Source organism: Clavibacter vidaverae (genome assembly GCF_047529985.1).
In the GTDB taxonomy this organism is placed as follows: Bacteria; Actinomycetota; Actinomycetes; order Actinomycetales; family Microbacteriaceae; genus Clavibacter; species Clavibacter nebraskensis_A.
In genome coordinates this window covers 297,262-319,382 of sequence record NZ_JBLJAM010000002.1, presented here as the reverse complement: position 1 = coordinate 319,382, position 22,121 = coordinate 297,262, and the positions used below count along the sequence as shown (strand labels likewise).

The 22,121-nt window shown below is 73.0% G+C and carries 22 protein-coding genes; 13 read left to right on the top strand and 9 right to left on the bottom strand.

Translation table 11 applies throughout. The features are described 5' to 3' along the window. The first annotated feature begins 28 nt into the window (after positions 1 to 28). Together ACMT9T_RS14190 and ACMT9T_RS14185 are read left to right on the top strand one after the other, a co-directional pair. Positions 29 to 1,447: a glycoside hydrolase family 1 protein gene (locus ACMT9T_RS14190; protein WP_414746156.1), complete on the top strand. Its 1,419-nt coding sequence runs from the start codon at positions 29 to 31 to the stop codon at positions 1,445 to 1,447. A 93-nt stretch (positions 1,448 to 1,540) separates the two neighbouring features. After that, positions 1,541 to 2,107: a LemA family protein gene (locus ACMT9T_RS14185; RefSeq protein WP_116055978.1), complete on the top strand. Its 567-nt coding sequence runs from the start codon at positions 1,541 to 1,543 to the stop codon at positions 2,105 to 2,107. 36 nt (positions 2,108 to 2,143) lie between these two features. Here ACMT9T_RS14185 and ACMT9T_RS14180 read toward each other — a convergent pair whose 3' ends face one another. After that, positions 2,144 to 3,373: a winged helix-turn-helix domain-containing protein gene (locus tag ACMT9T_RS14180; RefSeq protein ID WP_414746155.1), complete on the bottom strand. Its 1,230-nt coding sequence runs from the start codon at positions 3,371 to 3,373 to the stop codon at positions 2,144 to 2,146. A 98-nt stretch (positions 3,374 to 3,471) separates the two neighbouring features. On the opposite strand from ACMT9T_RS14180, the gene ACMT9T_RS14175 reads away from it, so the two are divergent. Further along, positions 3,472 to 4,707, top strand: coding sequence for an AI-2E family transporter (locus ACMT9T_RS14175; RefSeq protein ID WP_414746154.1), 1,236 nt, complete (start codon positions 3,472 to 3,474; stop codon positions 4,705 to 4,707). Further along, complete coding sequence (gene ilvA / locus ACMT9T_RS14170; protein ID WP_414746153.1) at positions 4,704 to 6,080, top strand: threonine ammonia-lyase; 1,377 nt, start codon at positions 4,704 to 4,706, stop codon at positions 6,078 to 6,080. Before ACMT9T_RS14175 ends, ilvA begins: the two co-directional genes overlap by 4 nt. Positions 6,081 to 6,160: 80 nt before the next feature. Here ilvA and greA read toward each other — a convergent pair whose 3' ends face one another. Beyond that, positions 6,161 to 6,649, bottom strand: coding sequence for a transcription elongation factor GreA (greA, locus tag ACMT9T_RS14165; protein WP_116055982.1), 489 nt, complete (start codon positions 6,647 to 6,649; stop codon positions 6,161 to 6,163). Between the two features lie 60 nt (positions 6,650 to 6,709). Further along, a complete protein-coding gene (locus ACMT9T_RS14160; RefSeq protein WP_414746152.1) occupies positions 6,710 to 7,192 on the bottom strand; it encodes a DUF4307 domain-containing protein in 483 nt (160 codons plus the stop codon). Positions 7,193 to 7,258: 66 nt separating this feature from the next. Here ACMT9T_RS14160 and mca point away from each other — a divergent pair, with 66 nt between their 5' ends. The 5 genes from mca (at position 7,259) to ACMT9T_RS14135 (ending at position 12,341) form a co-directional block, all read left to right on the top strand. Further along, on the top strand, positions 7,259 to 8,143 hold the full coding sequence (gene mca, locus ACMT9T_RS14155; protein ID WP_414746151.1) for a mycothiol conjugate amidase Mca: 885 nt from the start codon (positions 7,259 to 7,261) through the stop codon (positions 8,141 to 8,143). Then, positions 8,140 to 8,481 (top strand): hypothetical protein, encoded by a 342-nt coding sequence (locus ACMT9T_RS14150; RefSeq protein WP_414746150.1) that lies wholly within the window; start codon positions 8,140 to 8,142, stop codon positions 8,479 to 8,481. The genes mca and ACMT9T_RS14150 overlap by 4 nt, the downstream gene beginning before the upstream one ends. A gap of 539 nt (positions 8,482 to 9,020) precedes the next feature. Further along, positions 9,021 to 10,004, top strand: a complete 984-nt coding sequence (locus tag ACMT9T_RS14145; protein WP_414746149.1) for a carbohydrate ABC transporter permease — start codon at positions 9,021 to 9,023, stop codon at positions 10,002 to 10,004. Beyond that, positions 10,001 to 10,915, top strand: a complete 915-nt coding sequence (locus ACMT9T_RS14140; protein ID WP_414746148.1) for a carbohydrate ABC transporter permease — start codon at positions 10,001 to 10,003, stop codon at positions 10,913 to 10,915. Before ACMT9T_RS14145 ends, ACMT9T_RS14140 begins: the two co-directional genes overlap by 4 nt. A 49-nt stretch (positions 10,916 to 10,964) precedes the next feature. Then, positions 10,965 to 12,341: an extracellular solute-binding protein gene (locus tag ACMT9T_RS14135; protein ID WP_414746147.1), complete on the top strand. Its 1,377-nt coding sequence runs from the start codon at positions 10,965 to 10,967 to the stop codon at positions 12,339 to 12,341. A gap of 24 nt (positions 12,342 to 12,365) precedes the next feature. On the opposite strand, the gene trhA is transcribed toward ACMT9T_RS14135, so the two are convergent. Beyond that, on the bottom strand, positions 12,366 to 13,109 hold the full coding sequence (trhA, locus tag ACMT9T_RS14130; protein WP_414746146.1) for a PAQR family membrane homeostasis protein TrhA: 744 nt from the start codon (positions 13,107 to 13,109) through the stop codon (positions 12,366 to 12,368). An 80-nt stretch (positions 13,110 to 13,189) separates the two neighbouring features. Here trhA and ACMT9T_RS14125 point away from each other — a divergent pair, with 80 nt between their 5' ends. Together ACMT9T_RS14125 and phoH2 are read left to right on the top strand one after the other, a co-directional pair. Further along, on the top strand, positions 13,190 to 13,975 hold the full coding sequence (locus ACMT9T_RS14125) for an isoprenyl transferase (RefSeq protein ID WP_043674588.1): 786 nt from the start codon (positions 13,190 to 13,192) through the stop codon (positions 13,973 to 13,975). A 221-nt stretch (positions 13,976 to 14,196) separates the two neighbouring features. Continuing rightward, the gene (gene phoH2, locus ACMT9T_RS14120; RefSeq protein ID WP_414746403.1) at positions 14,197 to 15,543 is read left to right on the top strand and encodes an RNA 5'-3' helicase PhoH2; all 1,347 of its coding nucleotides are present in this window, start codon (positions 14,197 to 14,199) and stop codon (positions 15,541 to 15,543) included. Positions 15,544 to 15,620: 77 nt separating this feature from the next. On the opposite strand, the gene ACMT9T_RS14115 is transcribed toward phoH2, so the two are convergent. From ACMT9T_RS14115 to xseA, 5 genes are all read right to left on the bottom strand, one after another. Next, entirely contained in the window at positions 15,621 to 17,048 is a 1,428-nt protein-coding gene (locus ACMT9T_RS14115) for a class II fumarate hydratase (RefSeq protein WP_414746145.1), read from the bottom strand. A gap of 80 nt (positions 17,049 to 17,128) precedes the next feature. Continuing rightward, positions 17,129 to 17,791, bottom strand: a complete 663-nt coding sequence (locus ACMT9T_RS14110; RefSeq protein WP_414746144.1) for a carbonic anhydrase — start codon at positions 17,789 to 17,791, stop codon at positions 17,129 to 17,131. Then, the gene (locus ACMT9T_RS14105; RefSeq protein ID WP_414746143.1) at positions 17,788 to 18,498 is read right to left on the bottom strand and encodes a DUF4245 domain-containing protein; all 711 of its coding nucleotides are present in this window, start codon (positions 18,496 to 18,498) and stop codon (positions 17,788 to 17,790) included. The genes ACMT9T_RS14110 and ACMT9T_RS14105 overlap by 4 nt, the downstream gene beginning before the upstream one ends. A 2-nt stretch (positions 18,499 to 18,500) precedes the next feature. Beyond that, positions 18,501 to 18,758 (bottom strand): exodeoxyribonuclease VII small subunit, encoded by a 258-nt coding sequence (locus ACMT9T_RS14100; RefSeq protein WP_414746142.1) that lies wholly within the window; start codon positions 18,756 to 18,758, stop codon positions 18,501 to 18,503. Between the two features lie 10 nt (positions 18,759 to 18,768). Next, positions 18,769 to 20,085: an exodeoxyribonuclease VII large subunit gene (gene xseA, locus ACMT9T_RS14095; protein ID WP_414746141.1), complete on the bottom strand. Its 1,317-nt coding sequence runs from the start codon at positions 20,083 to 20,085 to the stop codon at positions 18,769 to 18,771. A 103-nt stretch (positions 20,086 to 20,188) separates the two neighbouring features. Here xseA and ACMT9T_RS14090 point away from each other — a divergent pair, with 103 nt between their 5' ends. Then, complete coding sequence (locus ACMT9T_RS14090) at positions 20,189 to 21,223, top strand: 4-hydroxy-3-methylbut-2-enyl diphosphate reductase (RefSeq protein ID WP_414746402.1); 1,035 nt, start codon at positions 20,189 to 20,191, stop codon at positions 21,221 to 21,223. Beyond that, positions 21,220 to 22,038, top strand: coding sequence for a DUF6264 family protein (locus ACMT9T_RS14085; protein WP_414746140.1), 819 nt, complete (start codon positions 21,220 to 21,222; stop codon positions 22,036 to 22,038). The genes ACMT9T_RS14090 and ACMT9T_RS14085 overlap by 4 nt, the downstream gene beginning before the upstream one ends. Positions 22,039 to 22,121: the final 83 nt, after the last annotated feature.

The window sequence follows — 22,121 nt, the reverse complement described above, 5'->3', positions numbered from 1 at the left end:
GATGTCCCCGTGCCCGATACTGGCTCAGGTGACCCCACGCGACGCCGCCCCCGACCGCCCGACGCCGACCGAGCTGGCGGGTCTCCTCGCCGGCGGCCCGCGCATCGGGGTGAGCACGAGCGCGACCAAGGTCGAGGGCCGCGCCCACGAGGGCGGGCGCACGGAGTCCGTGTGGGACGCGTTCGCGCGCCGCCCCGGCGCCGTGGTCGACGGCAGCGACCCGGAGCGGGGCGCCCGGCACATGGAGAGGTACCGCGAGGACGTGGGGCTCGCGGCCGAGCTCGGCGCCGACGTCCTCTCCTTCTCCCTCTCGTGGTCGCGGATCCAGCCGGAGGCCCGCGGCGGGCTCCGCCGGGAGGGCATCGCGTTCTACGACGAGCTGGTCGACGCGCTGCTCGCCGCGGGGATCCGCCCGCGCGCCGCCCTGCACGACCACGACCTGCCCGTGGAGCTGCAGGACCGCGGCGGCTGGCTGCACCGCGACACGGCACTCCGCTTCGGCGACCTCGCCTACCTCGCCGCGGAGGCGCTCGCCGACCGCGTGCCCGACTGGGTGACGCTGCGGACGCCCGCCCTCACCACGATGGGCGGCCACGTCGCCGGGACGCACGCCCCCGGATCCCGCCTCGGGCTCGACGCGCTCCCCACCGTGCACCACCAACTGCTCGCGCACGGCCTCGCCGTCGAGGCGATCCGCGGGTCGCGCGCCTCCGCCCGCGTCGGGATCGTGAACGCCCACCGCGTGGTCGAGGCCGCCTCCGCGGACGACGACGACCGCGCGGCCGCCGTCGTGGCGCGCGCCCTCCACCAGGACCTCTTCGCCGACGCCGTGCTCCTCGGCCGCTACCCGGACCTCGACGGCCCGCACGCGGAGGCCTTCGAGCGGCTCGGCCGCGTGGATCCGGCCGACCTCCGCGCCATCGCGCAGCCGCTCGACCACTACGGCGTCGCGCTCGCCGACCCGATCCGCGTGACCGCCGTCCCGCGCCTCGTCGCCGGATCCACCGCCGTCCCGTTCGCCGAGGTGCCCTGGACCGAGCACCCCGCCTCCCTCGACGGCCACCCCGTCGCGCCCGACCTCGTGCCCGTCGTGCTGGCCGACCTCCTCGCGCGCTACGGCGACGCCCTGCCGCCCGTCGTGCTCTCCGGCCTCGACGCCGCGCACCCCGAGCAGGTCGACGAGCGCGACGGGTCCCGCCGGGATCCGCTTCGCGCGCACGCGATCTCCGACCACCTCGTGCAGGCGCTCGCCGCCGTCGCCCCCGGCGGCCCCGCGGAGGGCGTGCGGCTCGAGGCCGTCCTCGCGGGCAGCCTGCTCGACGGCTTCGAGTGGGAGGCGGGACGCTCGGCGCCGCGGGGGCTCGTCCACGTGGATCCGCGCACCGGCGACCGCACGCCCCGCTCCTCGTACCGCTTCCTGCGCGACACCCTGCGCGAGCGCGGCTGACCCCGGACGCGGGCGGCCCGCGCCGCCCCCAGAACGGGTGCGCGGGCCCGCCGTCCCCGGGTCCTGCCCAGGCCCGCGCGTAGGATCCTCAGCATGGAATTGTGGATCGCGCTCGGAGTCGTCGTGCTCCTGGCAGTGCTCGTCGGCATCTACCTCTGGGCGACCTACAACGCCCTCGTCACCCTCAACGTCCGCGTGGACGAGGCGTGGAGCGACATCACCGTGCAGCTGAAGAGGCGCGCGGACCTGCTGCCGACCATCATCGAGTCGGTCAAGGGCTACGCCGCGCACGAGAACCGGGTGTTCGAGTCGGTCGCGTCGGCGCGCACGGAGACCATCAGCGCCGCGAGCCCGGCCGAGGCGAGCAGCGCCGAGGAGCACCTGCAGGGCGCGATGAAGTCGCTGTTCGCGGTCGCCGAGGCGTACCCGCAGCTGCAGACGAGCCAGACCTTCCTGCAGCTGCAGGGCGAGCTCGTCGACACCGAGGACCGGATCCAGGCCTCGCGCCGCTTCTACAACGGCGGCGTGCGCGAGCTCAACACCAAGATCACCCAGTTCCCGAACACGCTCTTCGTGCGCGGGCTCGGCTTCGGCGAGCGGGACTTCTACGAGGTCTCGAGCCTCGCGTCCATCGCCGAGCCGCCGCGGGTGCAGTTCTAGCGGGCTCCTCCCGCGCCTCCGCGGCCCGACGCCGCGTCAGCCGACGGGTGCCGCCGCGATGCCCGGCAGGTGCGCCCGCAGCGCCAGCGCGAGCGTGCCGCGGTCGACGACCCCGACGCTCCCGAGCCCCTGCCACGCGGCCGCGCGCTCCAGCAGCGGGGCGATCCGCGCGGCGACGGTGGCGGGATCGTGGCGCCCCTCGATCCACGACGCCTGCACGCGCAGCACGCCCGCCTGCCGGTCGCTCTTGAGGTCGACCCGCGCGACGATCTCGTCGTCCACGAGCACCGGCAGCACGTAGTAGCCGTGCACGCGCTGCGCGGCGGGCGTGTAGATCTCGATCCGGTAGTGCAGGTCGAAGAGGCGGAGCGCCCGCTCGCGGAACCAGACGACGGGGTCGAACGGGGAGAGCAGGGCCTCGCCGCGGATCCGCCGGGGCAGCCGGGCGTCCCGGTGCAGCCACACGGGCAGCGGCTTCCCGCGCCCCTCCCAGCCGGGCACGGTCACGGGCAGCACCTCGCCCGCGTCGGCCAGGTCGCGGAGCGCCCGGTCGGTCGCGGCCCGGGACAGCCGGTGGTAGTCGCCGAGGTCGGCCGCGGTGCCGATGCCGTGCGCGACGGCGGCGCGGCGGACGAGCTCCCGCACCGCGTCCTCCTCGAGCACCTGGCGGTCGCGCACGGTCGCGGGCAGCACGTCCTCCGCCAGCCCGTACACGCGCTCGAACCCGCGCCGCCCGGCGCTCGCGATCTCGCCCCACGCGAACATCGCCTCGAGGGCGCGCTTCACGTCCGACCAGCCCCACCACGGTCCCGTGCGGACGTTGGCCTCGTGCTCGATCGCGCTCGCGGGCACCGGTCCCGTGCGGGCGAGCTCGGCGCGGACCTCCGCCAGGAGCGGCGCGTGGTCGTGCGCCCAGGATCCGGGCGCCGTGCGGCGGGCGCGCTCCGCCTCCATCCGCCAGCCGAAGAGCGGCAGGTCGTCGACGGGGAGCACGGCGGCCTGGTGCGCCCAGTACTCCGTGTACGCGCCGCCGCCGCCGAACAGCATCCGGTCGAGCGCGGCACGGTCGTAGGGGCCAACGCGCGCGAGCATCGGCAGGTGGTGGCTGCGCTCGAAGACGTTGACGGAGTCGATCTGCAGCAGGCCGAGCCGCCGGATCCCCGCGGCGAGGCTCCGCGTGCCGGCGGCCTCCGGGTGCGACCGGCCGAACCCCTGCGCCGCGAGGGCCACGCGGCGGGCGAGGGCGGGGGAGACGGAGTCGGGCATGCCCCGACGCTACCGGCGTCCCCCGACGCGGCCGCGGGCGGGCGCATGCGGGCGGCCGGGCGCGCGGCCGCACGGGAGGCCCGTCCTAGACTCCCAGCATGATCTTCGGCCAGCGATCCCGCGCGCGAGCCGCGGCTGCCGCCCGCGCGGCCGAGCCCCGCGTCGAACCCGACATCGACACCGTCCGGCCCGTCGCGCGCACCGTCGCCGAGGCCGTGCCGCCCGGCATGGTCATCGCGGGGGCGTGGGCCTGGCGCCTGCTCCTCGTCCTGGGCGTGCTCGGGGTCGTCGCGTGGCTCGTGATCCAGCTGGAGTACGTCGTCATCCCGCTGTTCCTCGCCATCGTGCTCGCGGCCCTGCTCGTGCCCATCTCGAACTGGATGCAGCGCCACCACGTGCCCAAGTGGCTCTCCGTCGCGATCTCCGAGATCGGCGTCATCGTCGCGGTCGCGGCGCTCGTCTACCTCGTCACCACGCAGATCATCGGCCAGTACGACTCCATCCGCGCGCAGACCGTCACCCGCTACGCCGACGTCCGCGGCTTCCTCACCGACGGGCCCCTGCAGCTGTCCGAGCAGCAGCTGAACGACGCGTACGCCCAGGCGGTCGACGCCGTGCAGCGCGACGCCGGCGTGCTCCTCAGCGGCGCGCTGTCCGTCACGTCGTCGCTCGGCCACGTGCTCACGGGCGTGCTGCTCGTGCTGTTCTCGACCCTGTTCATCCTCATCGACGGCGCCGGCATGTGGCGCTGGGTGGTGCGCCTCTTCCCGCGGCTCGCGCGTCCGGCGGTGGACGGCGCGGGCAAGGCCGGCTGGACCACGCTGCAGAACTTCGTGAAGGTGCAGGTGCTCGTCGCCCTGATCGACGCGGTGGGCATCGCCGGCGGCGCCGCGATCATCGGCGTCCCGCTCGCCATCCCCATCGGCGTGCTCGTGTTCCTCGGCTCGTTCATCCCGATCGTCGGCGCGGTCGTCACGGGCACGCTCGCGGTCTTCGTCGCGCTCGTCTACAACGGGCTGACGCAGGCGCTCATCATGGTCGCGATCGTCCTCATCGTGCAGCAGGTGGAGGGGCACGTCCTCCAGCCGCTCATCATGGGCTCGGTCGTCAAGGTGCACCCGCTCGCCGTCGTGCTCTCGGTCGCCGCCGGCGGCATGGTGGGCGGCATCGCGGGCACGTTCTTCGCCGTGCCGCTCGTCGCGACCCTCAACTCCATGGTCAAGCACGTCGCGAGCGGGGCGTGGCGGGGGCAGCCCGAGCCGCCGCCTCCCGCGGTCCCCGCCGACGCCGCGCACGCCACCCGCCGCCCGAACCCGAGGAAGCCCACCCGATGACCGACGCCGCTCCCGCCCGGACCCCCGCCGAGACGGCCGCCGCCGCCCCGCACCCCGACCTCCCGCACCTCCGTGCCGTCGGCGACGAGCTCGACCCGTCGCAGCTGGGCGAGGACGCCGCGGCGCTCGCGGGGGAGCTGCCCCGCGGATCCGCGCCCACGCTCGCGCGCATCGAGGCCGCGCGCGAGGTCGTCAGCCGCGTCGCCGACGTGACGCCGATGGAGTCCTCCCGGTTCCTCGCCGAGATCCTCGGCAGCCCCGTCCACCTCAAGTGCGAGAACCTGCAGCGCACCGGCTCGTACAAGATCCGCGGCGCGTACAACCGCATCTCGCGCCTCACCGACGAGGAGAAGGCGCGCGGCGTCGTGGCCGCGTCGGCCGGCAACCACGCGCAGGGCGTCGCGTTCGCGGCGCGTGAGCTCGGGATCCGCGCCACGATCTTCATGCCCGTCGGCGTCGCGCTGCCCAAGCTCCAGGCCACGCGCCAGTACGGCGCCGAAGTCGTCCTCCGCGGGCACACGGTCGCCGAGCCGCTGCTGGCCGCGGCCGAGTTCGCGGCGCAGACGGGCGCGGTGCTCATCCCGCCCTTCGACCACGAGGACGTCATCACGGGCCAGGCGACGCTCGGCCTCGAGATCCTCGACCAGACGCCCGACGTCGAGACGGTCGTCGTGCCCATCGGCGGCGGCGGCCTCATCTCGGGCGTCGCGACGGCGCTCAAGCTGCGCGCCGCCGAGGAGGGCCGCACGATCCGCGTCATCGGCGTGCAGGCGCGCAACGCCGCCGCCTACCCGCCGTCCCTCGCCGCGGGCCGCGCCACCGAGATCGAGATCACGCCCACCATCGCCGACGGCATCGCCGTCGCGAAGCCGGGCCTGCTCAACTTCGACATCATCCGCGAGAGCGTCGACGAGGTCGTCACGGTCGAGGACGACGACACCGCCCGCGCCCTGCTCCTCCTCCTCGAGCGCGCGAAGCTCGTGGTGGAGCCCGCGGGCGCCGTGGGCGTCGCGGCGATCCTCGCGGGCCTGGTGCAGGACGCCGGCCGCACCGTCGTGATCCTCTCGGGCGGCAACATCGACCCGCTGATGATGGAGCGTGTCATCAGCCGCGGGCTCGCCGCGAGCGACCGCTACGTGAAGCTGCGGATCATGCTGCCCGACCGCCCGGGCCAGCTCGCGCGCACCTCGCAGATCATCTCCGAGGCGAACGCGAACGTCGTCGAGGTGCTGCACACGCGGCACGGACGGGGACTGCAGATCAGCGAGGTCGAGCTCGAGGTGAGCGTCGAGACGCGCGGGGCCGAGCACACGGGCGAGGTCGTCCAGCGCCTCCGCGACGCGGGCTACGACCCGAGGCTCCAGCGCGACTGACGCTCCGGCGGGCCGCGGGGCGACGAGAGAGGGGACGCGGACCATGCGGTCCGCGTCCCCTCTCGTCGTGCAGGCGCGCGCTACGGCGTGTAGTTCTCCACGGCCTGGATCTCCACGGGGATCTCGCGGCCGTTCGGCGCGGTGTACGCGCCCTTCTGCCCGACCTCCCAGCCGATGATGGCGGCGCCGAGCGGCGACTGCTCGCTGTACACGTCGAGGTCGCTGTCGCCCGCGATCTCGCGGTTGCCGAGCAGGAACTTCGTCTCGTCGCCGGCGATGATCGCGGTCACGACCGTGCCGGGCTCCACGACGCCGTGGCTCTCGGGGGCGTCGCCGACCTCGGCCGTCCGCAGCAGCTGCGTGAGCTGGCGGATGCGCGCCTCGATCTTGCCCTGCTCCTCCTTGGCGGCGTGGTAGCCGCCGTTCTCCTTGAGGTCGCCCTCCTCGCGGGCGATCTCGATCTTCTTCGCGATCTCCTCGCGGCCCTGCACGCTGAGGGTGTCGAGCTCCCTGCTGAGGCGGTCGAACGCCTCCTGGGTCAGCCAGGTGACTGCCTGCTCCTGCGCCACGATGGACTCCTTGCACTCGCACGGACGCCCCGACGGATCCGTCGGGGCGAATCCCCCACCTTAGGCGGGCCAGCAGCTGTGGATCAACCCGGTCACCGCGGGGCCGGTGGTGCGGAGGCGCACCGTCTCCATGCGCTCGAACCCGTCCTGGGCGGGGAGCTCGACGACCTTCCAGCCGACGATGGAGCGCTGCTCGTCCTGCGCCTGCACCGCGCAGAAGGCCTGCGTGCCGGCGGGCATGACGACGGAGAAGGTGACGTCGATGGTGCGGTCGTCGACGATGTCGAAGGCGCGGTCGGTGGCGTCGATGGATCCCGACGCCTGGTCGAGCCCCGCCCACAGCACCCACGCGCCGAACACGAGCGCGACGAGCCCGCCCGCGACGCCGTAGAGCCAGCGCTGGCGGATCCGCGCGGGCCGCGTGCGGCCGTACCGCTCGTCGAGCGCGTCGCTGGATCGCGGTGCCGGGACGCGGTGCTCGACGGTCTCGTCGTCGTCCCCGAGGGGGCCGGCGGGGGCGGGGGAGCGGGACCCGTTCGTCACGGCGATCTCCTCCCACGCACCTTGTACTCTGGGGATCCAGACTACATTCCCCACCCTTGGAGCCCCGTGACCCTGCGCCTCATGGCCGTGCATGCCCACCCCGACGACGAGTCGAGCAAGGGTGCGGCGACCTACACCCATTACACGCACCAGGGCGCCGAGGTCATGATCGTCAGCTGCACCGGCGGCGAGGCGGGGGACATCCTCAACGAAGGGCTCGCCGAGCGCGCGATGGCCGAGCGCGACCTGCCCGGGCTCCGCCGCATCGAGATGGCGCGCGCGCAGGCCGTCATGGGCGTGCAGCACCGCTGGCTCGGCTACGTCGACTCCGGCATGGCGCGCGAGGACGGCTCGCTGCCGCCCGCCGCCTTCGCGAGCATCCCGGTGGAGGTGTCGGCCGAGCCGCTCATCCGCCTGGTGCGCGACTTCCGTCCGCACGTCCTCGTGGCCTACGACGAGAACGGCGGCTACCCGCACCCCGACCACATCCAGGCGCACGTGATCGCGATGGAGGCGTGGCGCGAATCCGGCGTCGCGGGCTCGTACCCCGACGCGGGCGAGCCGTGGGAGATCTCCAAGCTCTACTTCGACCGGATCTTCAACGGCGCCAAGCTCCGCGCCGTGCGCGAGCACCTGGTCGCCACCGACGCCGCCCCCGAGATGCTCGAGGCCGTCGACGAGATGCTCGGCTGGATGGGCGACCGCCCCGACCTCGCCACGACGCACGTCGACGTGGCCCACCACTTCGAGGCCCGCGACCGCGCGCTCCTCTCGCACGCGAGCCAGGTCGCGCCCGACAGCTCCTTCTTCCGCTGGCCGCGCGACCTGCAGCAGCGCGCCTGGCCGTTCGAGGACTTCCAGCTCGTGGAGTCGCGCATCGACGCGCCGGAGGAGGAGCACGACCTCTTCGCCGGCGTCGTCGACGACGAGGAGCAGGCGGTGCGCGCGTGAGCGGCGCCGACGTCGTCCTGCGGCTCGCGGCCGCCGTCACCACGCCGAGCCCCACGCCCACCGCGGAGTTCGACCCGGACACCGTCTCGCCCGGCCCGATCGGCTTCATCGCCATCTTCTTCGTGGCCGTCGTGGTGCTGCTGCTCATGGTCGACATGACCCGCCGGATCCGCCGCACGCGCTACCGCGAGGAGATCCGCGGACGGCTCGAGGCGGAGAAGCTCGAGGCCGACCTCGCGCGCGGCACCGCGCCCGAGCCCGAGCGCCGGACGACCGACCCCGCGGTCGCGGACGGCGACGGGGATCCGGACGACCCCGCGGGTCCGCCGCGCGCCTGAGCGGCGCGCTTCCCGGGTGGCGGCTCCGTCCACGCTCTGTGGACGCACCTCGGCCCACCTGCGCCTGGCTCCGTAGCCTCGTGGTCCACACGAGAACGGAGCTCCATGAACACGTCATCCACCACGCCCTCGGGCCGATCCCCGCTTCGTCCCGTCCGGATCGCATCCGTCACGGCCGTCGCCGCGATCGCGCTCTCCGCCACGGTCGGCCTGGGCATCGCGCACGCGTCCGGGTCCGCGACCGCTTCCCCGGGTTCGGTCAGCGTCGTCGCCATGGGTCACAACCACAGCCCGGCCGAGCCGGATCCCTACTACGTGGGAGTGCCCTCGATCGGGGAATGGCGCCACAGCCACCACGGGGGCTGACCGTCCGCGGCCGATCCAGCGGACGACGGCCGGTGTCCCCCATCCGAGGGGTGCCGGCCGTCGCTCGTCCGCCCGTAGGTCATCCGCGCGCCCTCTGCCGTTAACCCGTCCTCCTTAGCTTGGCCAGGCACGGAGGGAACGTTCCCTCCTCGTGCGCCAGGAGGAGGACCGACGTGACGCACGCCCCCGCGCCCACCCGGGTCGCGCCGATCCCGCACGCGGTCTCGACGCCGATCCGCCCGACCGCCGCGCGTCCCGGCTCCGCCCCGCGCCGCCGTCGCCCGGGCCGCCTCCGCGACGGGCTCCTGTTCCTCGCCTTCGTCGGCCCCAACGTGCTGCTGCTCGCGGTGTTCACGTACAAGCCGCTCCTCGAGTCCTTCTACTACTCGACGCTGCAGTGGAACATCGGCTCGTCGATCGCCCGCGAGGTCGGCCTCGCCAACTACGTCGCCTGGTTCCAGGATCCGCAGACCCCCACGGTCGTCGGCGTCACGCTGGTGTTCACGGGAGTGACGGTCGTCGGGTCGATGGTGCTGGGGCTCGGCGTCGCCGTGCTGCTGAACCGCAGGATCCGGCTGCGCGGCCCCGTGCGCACCATCATCGTCGCGCCGTACGTGCTCTCCGGCGTGGCCGTCGGCTTCCTCTGGCTCTACGTCTTCGACCCGAACTTCGGCCTCATCTCGGCTGGCCTCCAGCTCGTCGGCCTCCCGTCACCTGACTGGTACAGCGACCCGGGCGCCGCACTCGCGATGGTCACCACCGTGCAGGTCTGGCGCGACCTCGGCTACTGCGCGCTCATCTACCTCGCCGGCCTCCAGGCGGTGCCGAAGGACCTGATGGACGCGGCGGCCCTCGACGGCGCCGGCCGGCTGCGCACCTTCATCCGCATCGTGCTGCCGATGCTGAGCCCGACCACGTTCTTCCTCAGCGTGACCACGCTGCTCAGCTCGCTGCAGACCTTCGACCTCATCAGCGCGATGACCAAGGGCGGCCCGCTGCAGGGCACGACCACGATGATGTACCAGATCTACCACGAGGGCTTCGTGGCCGGCCGGGCCGGCTACTCGTCGGCCGTCGCCACGATCCTCTTCCTCGTCCTGCTCGTCGTCACGCTCGTCCAGCTCGTCGTCGTCCAGCGGAAGGTGCACTACTCGTGACCACGACCCTCGCCCGTCCCGAGCCCGCGGGGGTCCCGGCGGCGCCCGCGCGCTCGCGTCGCGTCCTCCGTCGCCCGTCCGCATCCGGATCCGCGCGGCCGCCGCTCGCCGGCACCTACCTCGCGCTCGCCCTCGCCGTGGTCGTCATGCTGCTGCCGCTCGTCTGGATGGTGCTCACGAGCTTCAAGGACTTCAGCGAGATCTACTCGGTGCCGCTCAAGCTCCTGCCGTCGTCCTTCGCGCCCACGAACTACGCCACGGCGTCCGACACGGTCTCGTTCCAGACGCTGGCCACCAACAGCGTCATCAAGACGATCGCCGGCTCGGGGCTGAAGGTGCTGCTCGGCCTGATGACGGCGTACGCGCTCGTCTTCATCCGCGTGCCCTTCAGGAACGTCTGGTTCGGCGTCGTGATCCTCGCGCTCCTCGTGCCGCAGCAGATCGTGATGATCCCGAACTACCAGGTCGTCGCCGGCCTCGGCTGGATCAACACCTACCCGGGCCTCATCCTCCCCGGCGTCGCGAGCGCGTACGGCACGTTCCTCTTCCGCCAGCACTTCCTCACGCTGCCGGGCTCCGTGCTCGAGGCCGCGGCGATGGACGGCGCCGGGCACCTGCGCCGGCTCTGGTCGTTCGTGATCCCCATGTCGGGCCCCACCATCGCCGCCGTCGCGCTCGTCTCCGTCGTCGGCGAGTGGAACGACTACCTCTGGCCGCTCCTCGTGACGACCGACCCGCGGATGATGACCCTGCCGGTCGGCCTCACCCTCCTCCAGGACACCACGGGCATCACCAACTGGGGCGTGCTCATGGCGGGCACCGTCATCGTCACGCTCCCCGTGCTCGCCGTCTTCCTCGTGTTCCAGCGGCGCATCGTCGGCGGGCTCACCGCCGGCGCCGTGACCGGCTGACGCGCTCCCTCCTCCCGCCCGACCCGCATCCCCCGATCCCAGGAGAACCATGCCCATCGACCCCCGCTCGGCCTTCGGCGCCGCGGCGAACAGCTCCCTCCGCCGCCGCGACATGCTGAAGCTCGGCGCCGTCCTCGGCGGCACCGCGCTCCTCGCCGCCTGCTCCGGCCCCTCGGTCGGCGGCGCCCAGGCGACGGCCGCGCCCGACACCGACTGGGACGGGATCCAGCCCGCCACCGACATCACGTGGTGGACGACGCACCCCGGCCAGACCTCCGACCTCGAGGCGCAGTTCGCGGCGGACTTCCTCGCGAAGACGGGCATCACGGTGAACGTGGTGACGGGCGGCGCGAGCTACGACGAGATCGCGCAGAAGCTCCAGGCCGCCGCGGGCACCGACAGCATGCCCGACATGGTGAACGCCAGCGACACCTGGTGGTTCCGCTACATGGTCAACAAGCAGTCGATCGCGATGGACGGCCTCATGTCGCACCTCGGGTTCGAGCTCGACGACTTCAACGGGGTCTTCCTCGACGACTACCTGTACGACGGCGCGCGCTACGCCGTGCCCTACGCGCGGTCGACGCCGATCTTCTACTACGACCGGTCTATCTGGCAGCGCGCCGGCCTCCCGGACCGCGCCCCCGCGACCTGGGCGGAGCTCGAGGAGTGGGCGCCCGCGATCATGAAGGCGACCGGCGGCACGCCCGCGATCCGCCTGCCGCAGGGATCCATCGGCACGTGGGCGATGAGCAACGTGCTGTGGGGCCGCGGCGGCCAGTACTCCGACGGCTGGGACCTGAAGCTCGACCAGGCGGAGACGCTCGACGCGGCGCGCTACGCCCGGGGGCTCGTCTTCGACTCGAAGATCGCGAACGTGGCGGCGGCCAGCGGCGACACCGCGGTCGACTTCGCGGGCGGCCTCGCGCCGTGCACCATCGCCTCGGCGGGAGCGGTCGGCATCGTCACCGCGAGCGCCAAGTTCCCCATCGGCACGGGCGTGCTGCCCGGCGGCCCCCAGGGGCAGTTCGTCCCCACGGGCGGCACGGGCCTCGCGGTCATCGGCAGCAAGACGAAGGAGCAGCAGCTCGCGGCCGCCATGTTCATCAAGCACCTCACCGAGGTCGACCAGCAGGTCGCCCTGGCGAAGAAGACCGGCTACGCGCCCTCCCGCACCTCGGCCGGCGAGTCGACCGACCTCACGGGCTTCTGGGCGTCGAACCCCGCCTTCCGCACCGTGTACGACAGCCTCGAGCACGTGCGCTCGCAGGACTGGGCGCGCACGCTGATCCCCAACGGCGACACCTACCTGCAGCAGCCCTGGGCGCAGATCCTCACGCAGGGCGCCGACCCGGCCGACGTCTTCCCGGCGGCGGCGACGCAGCTCACCTCGGCGTACACGGAGAACGTGCAGCCGTACCTGTAGCGGGCACGCGACGCACCCGCCCGGTCAGACGACGGGCGGGTGCGTCGCCACCAGCAGGATCCCCGTCCAGTGGCAGAGGAACGCCACGAGGGTGAACGCGTGGAAGATCTCGTGGAAGCCGAAGCGGCCGGGCCAGGGGTTCGGCCGCTTCAGCGCGTACGCGACCGCGCCGACCGTGTAGGCGAGGCCGCCAGCGAGGATGAGCGTCATCATGGCCGCGTCGGCGCGGAAGAAGTCGACGATGAACACGAGCGACGCGTAGCCGAGCACGAGGTAGAGCAGCACGTAGAGCCAGCGCGGGGCGTGGATCCAGAAGACGCGGAAGAGCACGCCGACCGCGGCGCCCGACCACACCAGCCAGAGCAGCAGCACCGACTTCTCGTGCGGCAGCGCCAGAACGGTGATGGGCGTGTACGAGCCCGCGATGAGCAGGAAGATGTTGGCGTGGTCCATCCGCTTGAGGAGGATCTTCGCCCGCGGCGACCAGTCGAACCGGTGGTAGACGGCCGAGACGCCGAACAGCAGCAGCGACGACGCGACGAACACGGCGCACGCGATGCGGGCGGCGGCGCCGTCGGCCGCCGCGATCAGCACGATCCCGAGCACGAGCGCCACCGGCGTCATGCCCGCGTGCAGCCAGCCGCGCCAGGTGGGCTTCGGCTCCGGGCCGACGTCCTGCGCGTCCTCGACGAGCGGCAGGTGGGCGACCGACGCGTCCTCCTCCGGGGTCTCGCCGAGCGGTCCGGGGGAGGAGGCGGCGGGCGTCATCCTGCGAGTGTAGGACAGCCCGGCGACGTCAGCCGGGCGGGCGATCCGGGCTCACGGGCAGGTGGGATAGCGTGGCATCCGTGCGAGAGAAGCCGATCCGACCGTGGCGCGGTCTCCTCTACCGGGCGTACCAGAAGCGCATCCGCCGCGGCCTCGACCGGCAGGCGCTCCCGCACCACATCGCGATGATCCTCGACGGGAACCGCCGCTGGGCCCGCCAGCTGGGCCTCGAGTCCGCGGCCCACGGTCACCGCGCGGGAGCGGCGAAGTTCCTCGAGTTCCTGGAGTGGTGCGACGACCTCGACATCAAGGTCACGACGCTCTACCTGCTCTCCACCGACAACCTCACGGGCCGCGGCAGCGCCGAGCTCACCGCGCTCATCGACATCATCGGCGAGCTCGCGGAGGACCTCTCCCGGCACCGCGACTGGCGCGTCAAGCACGTCGGATCGGACGAGGGCCTGCCGCCCGAGCTCGTCGCGCGCCTCGACGCCTCCGAGGAGCGCTCGAAGGGCAACACCGGCCTGCACATCAACCTCGCGGTCGGCTACGGCGGGCGCACCGAGATCGCGGACGCCATGCGCAGCATCGTGCTCGCGCACCACCTCGCGGGCGGCACGCTCGAGGACCTCGCGGGCCTGCTCACGCCCGACCTCATCGGCGAGCACCTCTACACGAGCGGGCAGCCGGATCCGGACCTCGTGATCCGCACCTCGGGCGAGCAGCGCATCAGCGACTTCATGCTGTGGCAGTCGGCGCACAGCGAGCTCTACTTCATGGAGGCGCTGGGACCGGACCTCCGCGAGGTCGACTTCCTCCGCGCCCTCCGCGACTACTCCTCGCGCCAGCGCCGCTTCGGCTCCTGACGTCGCTCCCGCGTCGCCGGACGCTGCGCCGGGCAAGAGTTAATGTCCCTGACACATCGGGTCGCGCGTGGCACTGGTCACGGGGTGGGAGCGCGACGTAGGTTCGCACTCATCAGGCATGGCGCCTGATCGAGAGGGCCGCAGGATCTCTCGTCACCGTGGCCCGATCGCCGTCAGGATCCGAGCGCGAACGCTCGGGGATGGAGTGGCCCGTGGCCCCGATGGACAGCCGCAGCAGCACCGCACGACGCGACGACCGGGGGGAGGGGACGCAGCAGGCCGAGCGCACGTACGTGCTCGACACCTCCGTCCTCCTGTCCGACCCGCGTGCGCTCTTCCGCTTCGCCGAGCACGCGGTGGTGATCCCCGTCATCGTCATCACGGAGCTCGAGGCGAAGCGGAACGACCCGGAGATCGGGTACTTCGCGCGCCAGGCCCTCCGCCTGCTCGACCAGCTCCGCGAGGAGCACGAGCGGCTGGACTTCCCCATCGAGGTGGGCGACGCGGGCGGCACGCTGCGGGTCGAGCTCAACCACTCGAGCATGGCGGCCCTGCCGAACGGGCTGCAGCTCGGCGACAACGACTCCCGGATCCTCGCGGTCGCCCTCAACCTCTCCGCCGAGGGCCTCGCGGTCACGGTCGTCTCCAAGGACATGCCGCTGCGGGTGAAGGCCGCCTCCATCGGCCTGCAGGCGGAGGAGTACCGCGCCGAGCTCGCGGTCGACAGCGGCTGGACCGGCATGGCCGACGTCACGCTGTCCAGCGAGCAGATGGCCGACCTCTACGACGGCGAGACGCTGCAGACGCGCGTCGTGCAGGACCTGCCCGTGAACACGGGCGTCGTGCTGCACTCCGACCGCGGATCCGCCCTCGGCCGGGTCGTCCGCCGCGGCACGGTGAACCTGGTGCGCGGCGACCGCGAGGTGTTCGGGCTCAAGGGCCGCTCGGCCGAGCAGCGGCTCGCGATCGACCTGCTCCTCGACCGCGAGGTGGGGATCGTCTCCCTCGGCGGCAGCGCGGGCACGGGCAAGTCGGCACTCGCGCTCTGCGCCGCGCTCGAGGCGGTGCTGGAGAAGCAGCAGCACCGCAAGATCATGGTGTTCCGGCCGCTCTACGCGGTGGGCGGGCAGGAGCTCGGCTACCTGCCGGGCGACGCCGCCGAGAAGATGAACCCGTGGGCGCAGGCCGTGTTCGACACGCTCGGCTCCGTCGTCTCGCAGAACGTCATGGACGAGGTGGTGGAGCGGGGGATCCTCGAGGTGCTGCCGCTCACCCACATCCGCGGGCGCTCGCTGCACGACGCCTTCGTGATCGTGGACGAGGCGCAGTCGCTCGAGCGGAACGTGCTGCTCACGGTGCTCAGCCGCATCGGCCAGAACTCGCGCGTGGTGCTCACGCACGACGTGGCGCAGCGCGACAACCTCCGCGTCGGCCGGCACGACGGCGTCGCGAGCGTCATCGAGACGCTCAAGGGCCACGAGCTCTTCGGGCACATCACGCTCACCCGCTCGGAGCGGAGCGCGATCGCGGCGCTCGTCACGGGGCTGCTCGACGGCGACCCCGTGTGATCCAGCCGCCCCGCGCATGACGACGGGCGCCGGTCCCCGAGGGGATCGGCGCCCGTCGGCGTCCGGGGGAGCGGCGGCTACAGCCCGGGCGCCGTCATCCGCAGCACGTCGAGGCCCGCGTCGAGCTGCTCCTCGGTGATCTCGCCGCGCTCGACGTAGCCGAGGTCGACGACGGCCTCGCGCACCGTCATCTTCTGCGCGACCGAGTGCTTGGCGATCTTCGCCGCCGCCTCGTAGCCGATGATGCGGTTGAGCGGCGTGACGATCGACGGCGACGACTCCGCGAGCGCGCGGGCGTGCTCCTCGTTGACGCGCAGGCCGTCGACGGTCTTGTCGGCGAGGAGGCGCGTGGAGGAGGCGAGGATGCGGATCGACTCGAGCAGCGAGGATCCCATGACGGGGATCGCGACGTTGAGCTCGAACAGGCCGGAGGCGCCCGCCCACGCGATGGTCGCGTCGTTGCCGATGACGCGCGCGCACACCATGAGCACGGCCTCGGGGATGACCGGGTTGACCTTGCCGGGCATGATCGAGGAGCCGGGCTGGAGGTCGGGGATGTGCAGCTCGCCGAGGCCCGTGTTGGGGCCCGAGCCCATCCAGCGGATGTCGTTGCAGATCTTGGTGAGGCTGACCGCGAGGGTGCGGAGCGCGCCGGACGCGTCGACGAGGCCGTCGCGCGCGCCCTGCGCCTCGAAGTGGTCGAGCGCCTCGGTGACGGGGAGGCCGGTGTCCTCGGCGAGCACCTGGATGACCTTCTGCGGGAAGCCGAGCGGTGTGTTGATGCCGGTGCCCGTGGCGGTGCCGCCGAGCGGGACCTCCGCGACGCGGGGGAGCGCGGTGCGCACGCGCTCGATGCCGAGGCGGACCTGGCGCGCGTAGCCGGCGAACTCCTGGCCGAACGTGACCGGGGTCGCGTCCATGAGGTGCGTGCGGCCGGCCTTGACGAGACCCTTCCACGCGTCGGCCTTCGTCTCGAGGGCCTCGGCGAGGTGCTCGAGCGCGGGGATCAGCTCGGCGAGGAGCGCGCCCGTGACGGCGACGTGCACCGAGGTGGGGAAGACGTCGTTGGAGGACTGCGACGCATTGACATGGTCGTTCGGGTGCACGGGCTTGCCGAGCGACGCCGTGGCGAGGGCCGCGAGGACCTCGTTCATGTTCATGTTCGAGCTCGTGCCGGAGCCCGTCTGGTACACGTCGATGGGGAAGTGCTCGTGGTGGGATCCGCCCGCGACCTCGTCGGCGGCCGACACGATGGCGGCCGACACGTCGGCGTCGACGATGCCCATCTCGCCGTTCACGATGGCGGCCGCGCGCTTGATGCGGGCGAGCGCCTGGATCTGCGCGGGCTCGAGCCCACGACCGGAGATGGGGAAGTTCTCGACGGCGCGCTGCGTCTGGGCGGCGTACAGCGCGGTCCTCGGGACCCGCACCTCGCCCATCGTGTCGTGCTCGATGCGGAACGCGTCCGCGCCGTTCGTCTCGGTTCCGGGGGAAGTGTCGACCACGCTGTTTCTCTCTCCTTCGGGACGGGTGATGCACCGGACCTCAGGGGCCCGGAGTGTGCGGGTCAGCGCGGACGGCTCCTCTAGCGAGGGATGTCGCCCACGATGACGTCGGGCACCGCGGTGCCCTCGAGGAGCTTGTAGTTGGCGCCGACGATGGCCAGGCTACCGGCCGCCACCTTGTCGGAGATCATCTCGGACGCCTCCAGCATGCGGGTCACGGTGCCGCGCAGGTGCTGGCGGCCGACCTCGCCCGCGTCCACCTCGGCGGGCACGACGTTCTCGCCCGCGACGCGGTGCACGGCCGGCGCGATGGGGGCGATGAGGTTCGCGATGTGCGGCGGCAGCGCCTCGGCGTCGGGTGCCGCGCTCTCGATGGCGGCGCGGACGGCGCCGCACTCGTCGTGCCCGAGCACCACGATGAGCGGCACGCCCAGCACGGCGACCGCGTACTCGAGGCTGCCGAGCACGGAGTCGGAGATGATCTGGCCCGCGTTGCGCACCACGAACAGGTCGCCGAGGCCCTTGTCGAAGATGATCTCGGCGGCGAGGCGCGAGTCGCTGCAGCCGAAGAGCGCCGCCACGGGGCGCTGCACGTGCGCGAGCGCGGCGCGGCGCTCCACGTCCTGGCGCGGGTGCTGGGGCGTGCCGGCGACGAAGCGCGCGTTGCCCTCCACCATCTCCGCCCACACGTCGGCGGGCGCCTGCACGACGTGCTCCTGCACGGTCTCGACCTGGTCCGTCATCCCTCGTTCCCCTCTTCCGGTGCGATGGTGCTGGTGGTGGTGCCGTCGGCGGGCGACGGCGTCGCGCCCGCCGGGGTGGCGCGCGCGGCGGCGACCGCCTCGATGGCGGTGCGCAGCTCGTTGGCGTCGGCGGTGCCGTAGATCGCGTAGGTGCTGTCGCCGTCGACGGCGCTCGCCGCGAGGACGACGTTGCCCGGATCCCCGGCTCGCGAGTTGTCGTACAGCGTCCACTCGAGGCCGCCGATCTCCTCGGAGCTCACCTCGGGCGCGGACTGCAGCGTCTCGTCGAGCCAGGTGGGATTGGCGTCGATGCCCTGCGAGATCCCGATGTAGCGGTTGCTCGGCGTGATGAGGCCGATGTACCAGACGGCCACGCCGTCGCGGCCGGCCGGGCGGATCTCGGCGTCGTTGCTCTTCCACGCGGTCGGCAGGTCGGGCACCACGAGCGTCTGCGGGAAGCCGCCCTGGGCCTCGGCGGCCGCGGCGCCGTAGTCGACGTCCGGCAGGATCGTGGTGTTCGAGCGGGGGACGAGCGCGACGATGACCGCGACGGTCGCGACCGTGACGAGGAGCGAGTACAGCAGGTTGCGGAACGTCTGCTTGGCGCGGTGGCGGCGGGAGTCGGCGGCCTTGCGGGCGGCGGTCTCCTCGGGCGTCTCGGGGCGGCCGAGCTCGGCGACGACGTTCGGGGTGCGGGGCTTCGCCACGGTCAGCCGGCGTCGGACGCGGCGGTCGTGCGCGCGGCGTCCAGGCGCGCCTTGGCGCCCAGCAGCCATTCCTCGCAGCGGGCCGCGAGGGCCTCGCCGCGCTCCCACAGGGCGATCGACTCCTCGAGCGTGGACGCGCCCTGCTCGAGGTCGTTGACGACGCGCACCAGGGCGTCGCGCGCCTCCTCGTAGCTGAGCTCGGAGACGTCGGGCAGGCGCGAGCCGGTGTCGGCGCCGGTGTCGGCGGGGCTGGTGGGCATGGGCGAGATCCTAGCTCTCGGGGCCGGACGCGAGCCGGGCGTCGGGGGCGGGGGAGGCGGGCAGGCGCGCGGCCGACGACGGGATGTCGTCGGTGGGGCCGGTGGAGGTGGCGCCGAGCGCGCCGGCGGCGAGGCGCAGGACGAGGCCGGTGCCGTCGGGGGCGTCCGCGGGGGCGCGGAGGGCGGATCCGTCGGCCGTCTGCACGATGGCGTAGCCCCGGTCGAGCACGTGCTGCGGCGAGAGCGTGCGCAGCTGCCGGGACAGCTCGCTCGTCTGCTGCATGCCGCGCTCGACGACGCGGCCGGCGAGCTCCGCGGATCGCGCGATGTAGCGGCCGAGCTCCTCGGCGCGCGAGTCGACGATCCACGCGGTGCTCGCGAGCACGGGCCGCGACCGGAGCTGCTCGATGCGGTCGATCTCGCCGCGCACCTGCGACGTGAGTCGCATGCCGATGCGCGCCCGCGCCTGCTGCACGCGCGACAGCTCCTCGGAGACGTCGGGCACCACGCGCTTCGCGGCGTCGGTGGGGGTGGACGCGCGGAGGTCGGCCACGTCGTCGAGCAGCGGACGGTCGGCCTCGTGCCCGATCGCGCTGACGAGCGGCGTACGGCACGCGGCTGCCGTGCGCACGAGCTTCTCGTCGCTGAAGACGAGCAGGTTCTGGAAGTCGCCGCCGCCGCGCGCGATGACGATGACGTCGACCTCGGGATCCTCGTCGAGCACCCCGATGGCCCGCGTGACCTCGCCCGCGGCACGGTCGCCCTGCACGGCGGTGTGCACGACGCGGAAGCGCACGCTCGGCCAGCGCAGCTGGGCATTCCGGAGCACGTCCTTCTCGGCGTCCGAGTCCTTGCCCGTGATGAGGCCGATGCAGCCGGGCAGGAACGGCAGGCGGCGCTTGCGGTCGGCGTCGAAGAGGCCCTCGGCGCGCAGGGTCTGGCGCAGGCGCTCGAGCCGCTCGAGCAGGTCGCCGAGGCCGACGTGGCGCATCTCCAGCACCTGCATCGTGAGCGTGCCGCCCTTGACCCAGTAGTTGGGCTTCACGAGCGCGACGACGCGGGCGCCCTGGCCGAGGTCGGCCGGGATCTTCGCGCGCACCGACGACCAGACGGTGAAGCTGATGGTGGCGTCGACGTCGAGGTCCTTGAGCTTCCCGTAGACGTTGCCGCCGGATCCGCCCCACTGGGTGATCTCGCCCTCGACCCACGCGGTGCCGAGCCGGTCGATCCAGCCCTTGATCTTGCCGGAGAGCACCGAGACGGGCCACGGCGCGTCGACCGTCGGGGCATCCGCCGCGGGCATGGCGACCGTGCGCGTCTCGCTCATCCGTCTCCCCGTTCGACGCCCAGATCGGGCGCATACACTTGCAGATGTGACTACAGCGACCACTGACCAGCGACTCGTGGGAGCACCCGTCGTCAGCCTGTCGATGCCGCGGATGCCCGGCGTCCGCAACAGGCTCAAGGATAACCCGGTGGCAGGACCCAAGAAGGTCCTGCTCGCCGCACCACGGGGCTACTGCGCCGGCGTCGATCGCGCCGTCGTCGCGGTCGAGAAGGCCCTCGAGCGCTACGGCGCCCCCGTCTACGTGCGGAAGCAGATCGTCCACAACGTGCACGTCGTCTCGACGCTCGAGCGCATGGGCGCGATCTTCGTGGAGGAGGTCGACGAGGTCCCCGAGGGCGCCCACGTCGTCTTCAGTGCCCACGGCGTCTCGCCGGCCGTCGTGCAGGGCGCGGCCGACCGCGGGCTCCAGGCCATCGACGCGACCTGCCCCCTCGTCACCAAGGTCCACCGCGAGGCCGTGCGCTTCGCCAAGGCCGACATGCAGATCCTCCTCATCGGCCACGAGGGCCACGAGGAGGTCGAGGGCACCGCGGGCGAGGCGCCCGAGCAGACCATCGTCGTGAACTCCCCGGAGCACGCCGACGTGATCGAGGTCAAGGACCCCGACAACCTCGTCTGGCTGTCGCAGACCACGCTCTCCGTCGACGAGACGATGGAGACGGTCCGCCGCCTCCGCGCCCGCTTCCCCAACCTGCAGGACCCGCCGAGCGACGACATCTGCTACGCCACGCAGAACCGCCAGGTCGCCATCAAGAAGGTCGCGGTCGACGCCGACCTCGTGATCGTCATCGGATCCGCGAACAGCTCCAACTCCGTGCGCCTCGTCGAGGTCGCGCTCGAGTACGGCGCGAAGGCGTCCTACCGCGTCGACTACGCGTCCGAGGTCAAGCAGGAGTGGCTCGACGGCGTCCAGACCGTCGGCGTCACGAGCGGCGCGTCCGTCCCCGAGGTCCTCGTGCAGGAGCTGCTCGACGACCTGGCCGACGCCGGCTACGGCGATGTGACCGCGGTCGTCACGGCCGAGGAGGACCTCGTCTTCTCGCTCCCCAAGGAGCTGCGCAAGGACCAGTCCGGCAACACGGACGCACGCGCCATCGGCGGGCGCACCCGCGCGTGAGCGACGACGACGGCCCGCGCCGTCCCGGTCGCCCCGCCCCGCGCTACGGCGAGTACGCGTCGTCGTCGTCCGACTCCGGCGGGTCGTCGGAGCTGTCCGAGGCGGACGCCCGCATCGTCGCCGAGGCGGCCGAGTACCGGCGCGCCCAGGCCGAGCGCGACGCCCCGGCCGCCCCCGCGGGCCGCGGCGCCAAGAAGGGCGGGAAGCCCGCCGCCCCGCAGACGCTCGCCGAGCAGATGGCGGACGAGCGGAAGGCCGCGCGCGAGCGCATGCTCGCCGAGCGCCGCGAGGCCGAGAAGGTCGCCGAGGCCGCGCGCCGCGAGGCCCGTCGGGCGCCCGCCGCGAAGCCGCCCGTGGATCCCGCACGGCCGTCGCCCTCGCCGACCGGCGCCGCTCCGCACGCGGACCGGCCCGCCTACCTCGCGGGCCAGGACGCACGTCGTGCACCTCGCCGCTTCGACGCCGCCATCACCGTCGGCCTGCTCGCAGCGGGCCTCGTCAACGTGGTCGGCAGCCTCGGCGCCAACGCGGATCCGTCGCGCGCCATCAACCAGTCGTACGCGCTCTTCGGCGGCGGCACCTACACCGTGACGCCGCAGACCTCGATGATCGGGATCGCGGTCAACGTGGTGAACGTCGTCGTCTTCGTGCTCGCGGCGTGGATCGCGCTCGAGCTCGTGAAGCGCAAGCGCGTGGCCTTCTGGGTGCCCATCGCCGGCGCCGTGGTCGCGACCGTGATCACGAGCGTGCTGGTGCTGACGCTGATCGTGGCGGATCCGGCCTTCCAGCAGATCATGTCGCGCGGCGGTCCCTGACACCCGCCTCCTCCTGCACGCACGACGGCGGGGCCGGTCCTGGTGGACCGGCCCCGCCGTCGTTCGCGTGACGCGCGCTGCGC

What these genes read in the sequence shown, in the direction of transcription:
- ACMT9T_RS14185 (WP_116055978.1), top strand. Translation starts at nt 1,541, where the DNA reads ATGGAATTGTGGATCGCGCTCGGAGTCGTCGTGCTCCTGGCAGTGCTC.
- ACMT9T_RS14180 (WP_414746155.1), bottom strand. Translation starts at nt 3,373, where the DNA reads ATGCCCGACTCCGTCTCCCCCGCCCTCGCCCGCCGCGTGGCCCTCGCG.
- ACMT9T_RS14175 (WP_414746154.1), top strand. Translation starts at nt 3,472, where the DNA reads ATGATCTTCGGCCAGCGATCCCGCGCGCGAGCCGCGGCTGCCGCCCGC.
- ilvA (WP_414746153.1), top strand. Translation starts at nt 4,704, where the DNA reads ATGACCGACGCCGCTCCCGCCCGGACCCCCGCCGAGACGGCCGCCGCC.
- ACMT9T_RS14135 (WP_414746147.1), top strand. Translation starts at nt 10,965, where the DNA reads ATGCCCATCGACCCCCGCTCGGCCTTCGGCGCCGCGGCGAACAGCTCC.
- trhA (WP_414746146.1), bottom strand. Translation starts at nt 13,109, where the DNA reads ATGACGCCCGCCGCCTCCTCCCCCGGACCGCTCGGCGAGACCCCGGAG.
- phoH2 (WP_414746403.1), top strand. Translation starts at nt 14,197, where the DNA reads ATGGACAGCCGCAGCAGCACCGCACGACGCGACGACCGGGGGGAGGGG.
- ACMT9T_RS14110 (WP_414746144.1), bottom strand. Translation starts at nt 17,791, where the DNA reads ATGACGGACCAGGTCGAGACCGTGCAGGAGCACGTCGTGCAGGCGCCC.
- ACMT9T_RS14100 (WP_414746142.1), bottom strand. Translation starts at nt 18,758, where the DNA reads ATGCCCACCAGCCCCGCCGACACCGGCGCCGACACCGGCTCGCGCCTG.
- xseA (WP_414746141.1), bottom strand. Translation starts at nt 20,085, where the DNA reads ATGAGCGAGACGCGCACGGTCGCCATGCCCGCGGCGGATGCCCCGACG.
- ACMT9T_RS14090 (WP_414746402.1), top strand. Translation starts at nt 20,189, where the DNA reads ATGCCGCGGATGCCCGGCGTCCGCAACAGGCTCAAGGATAACCCGGTG.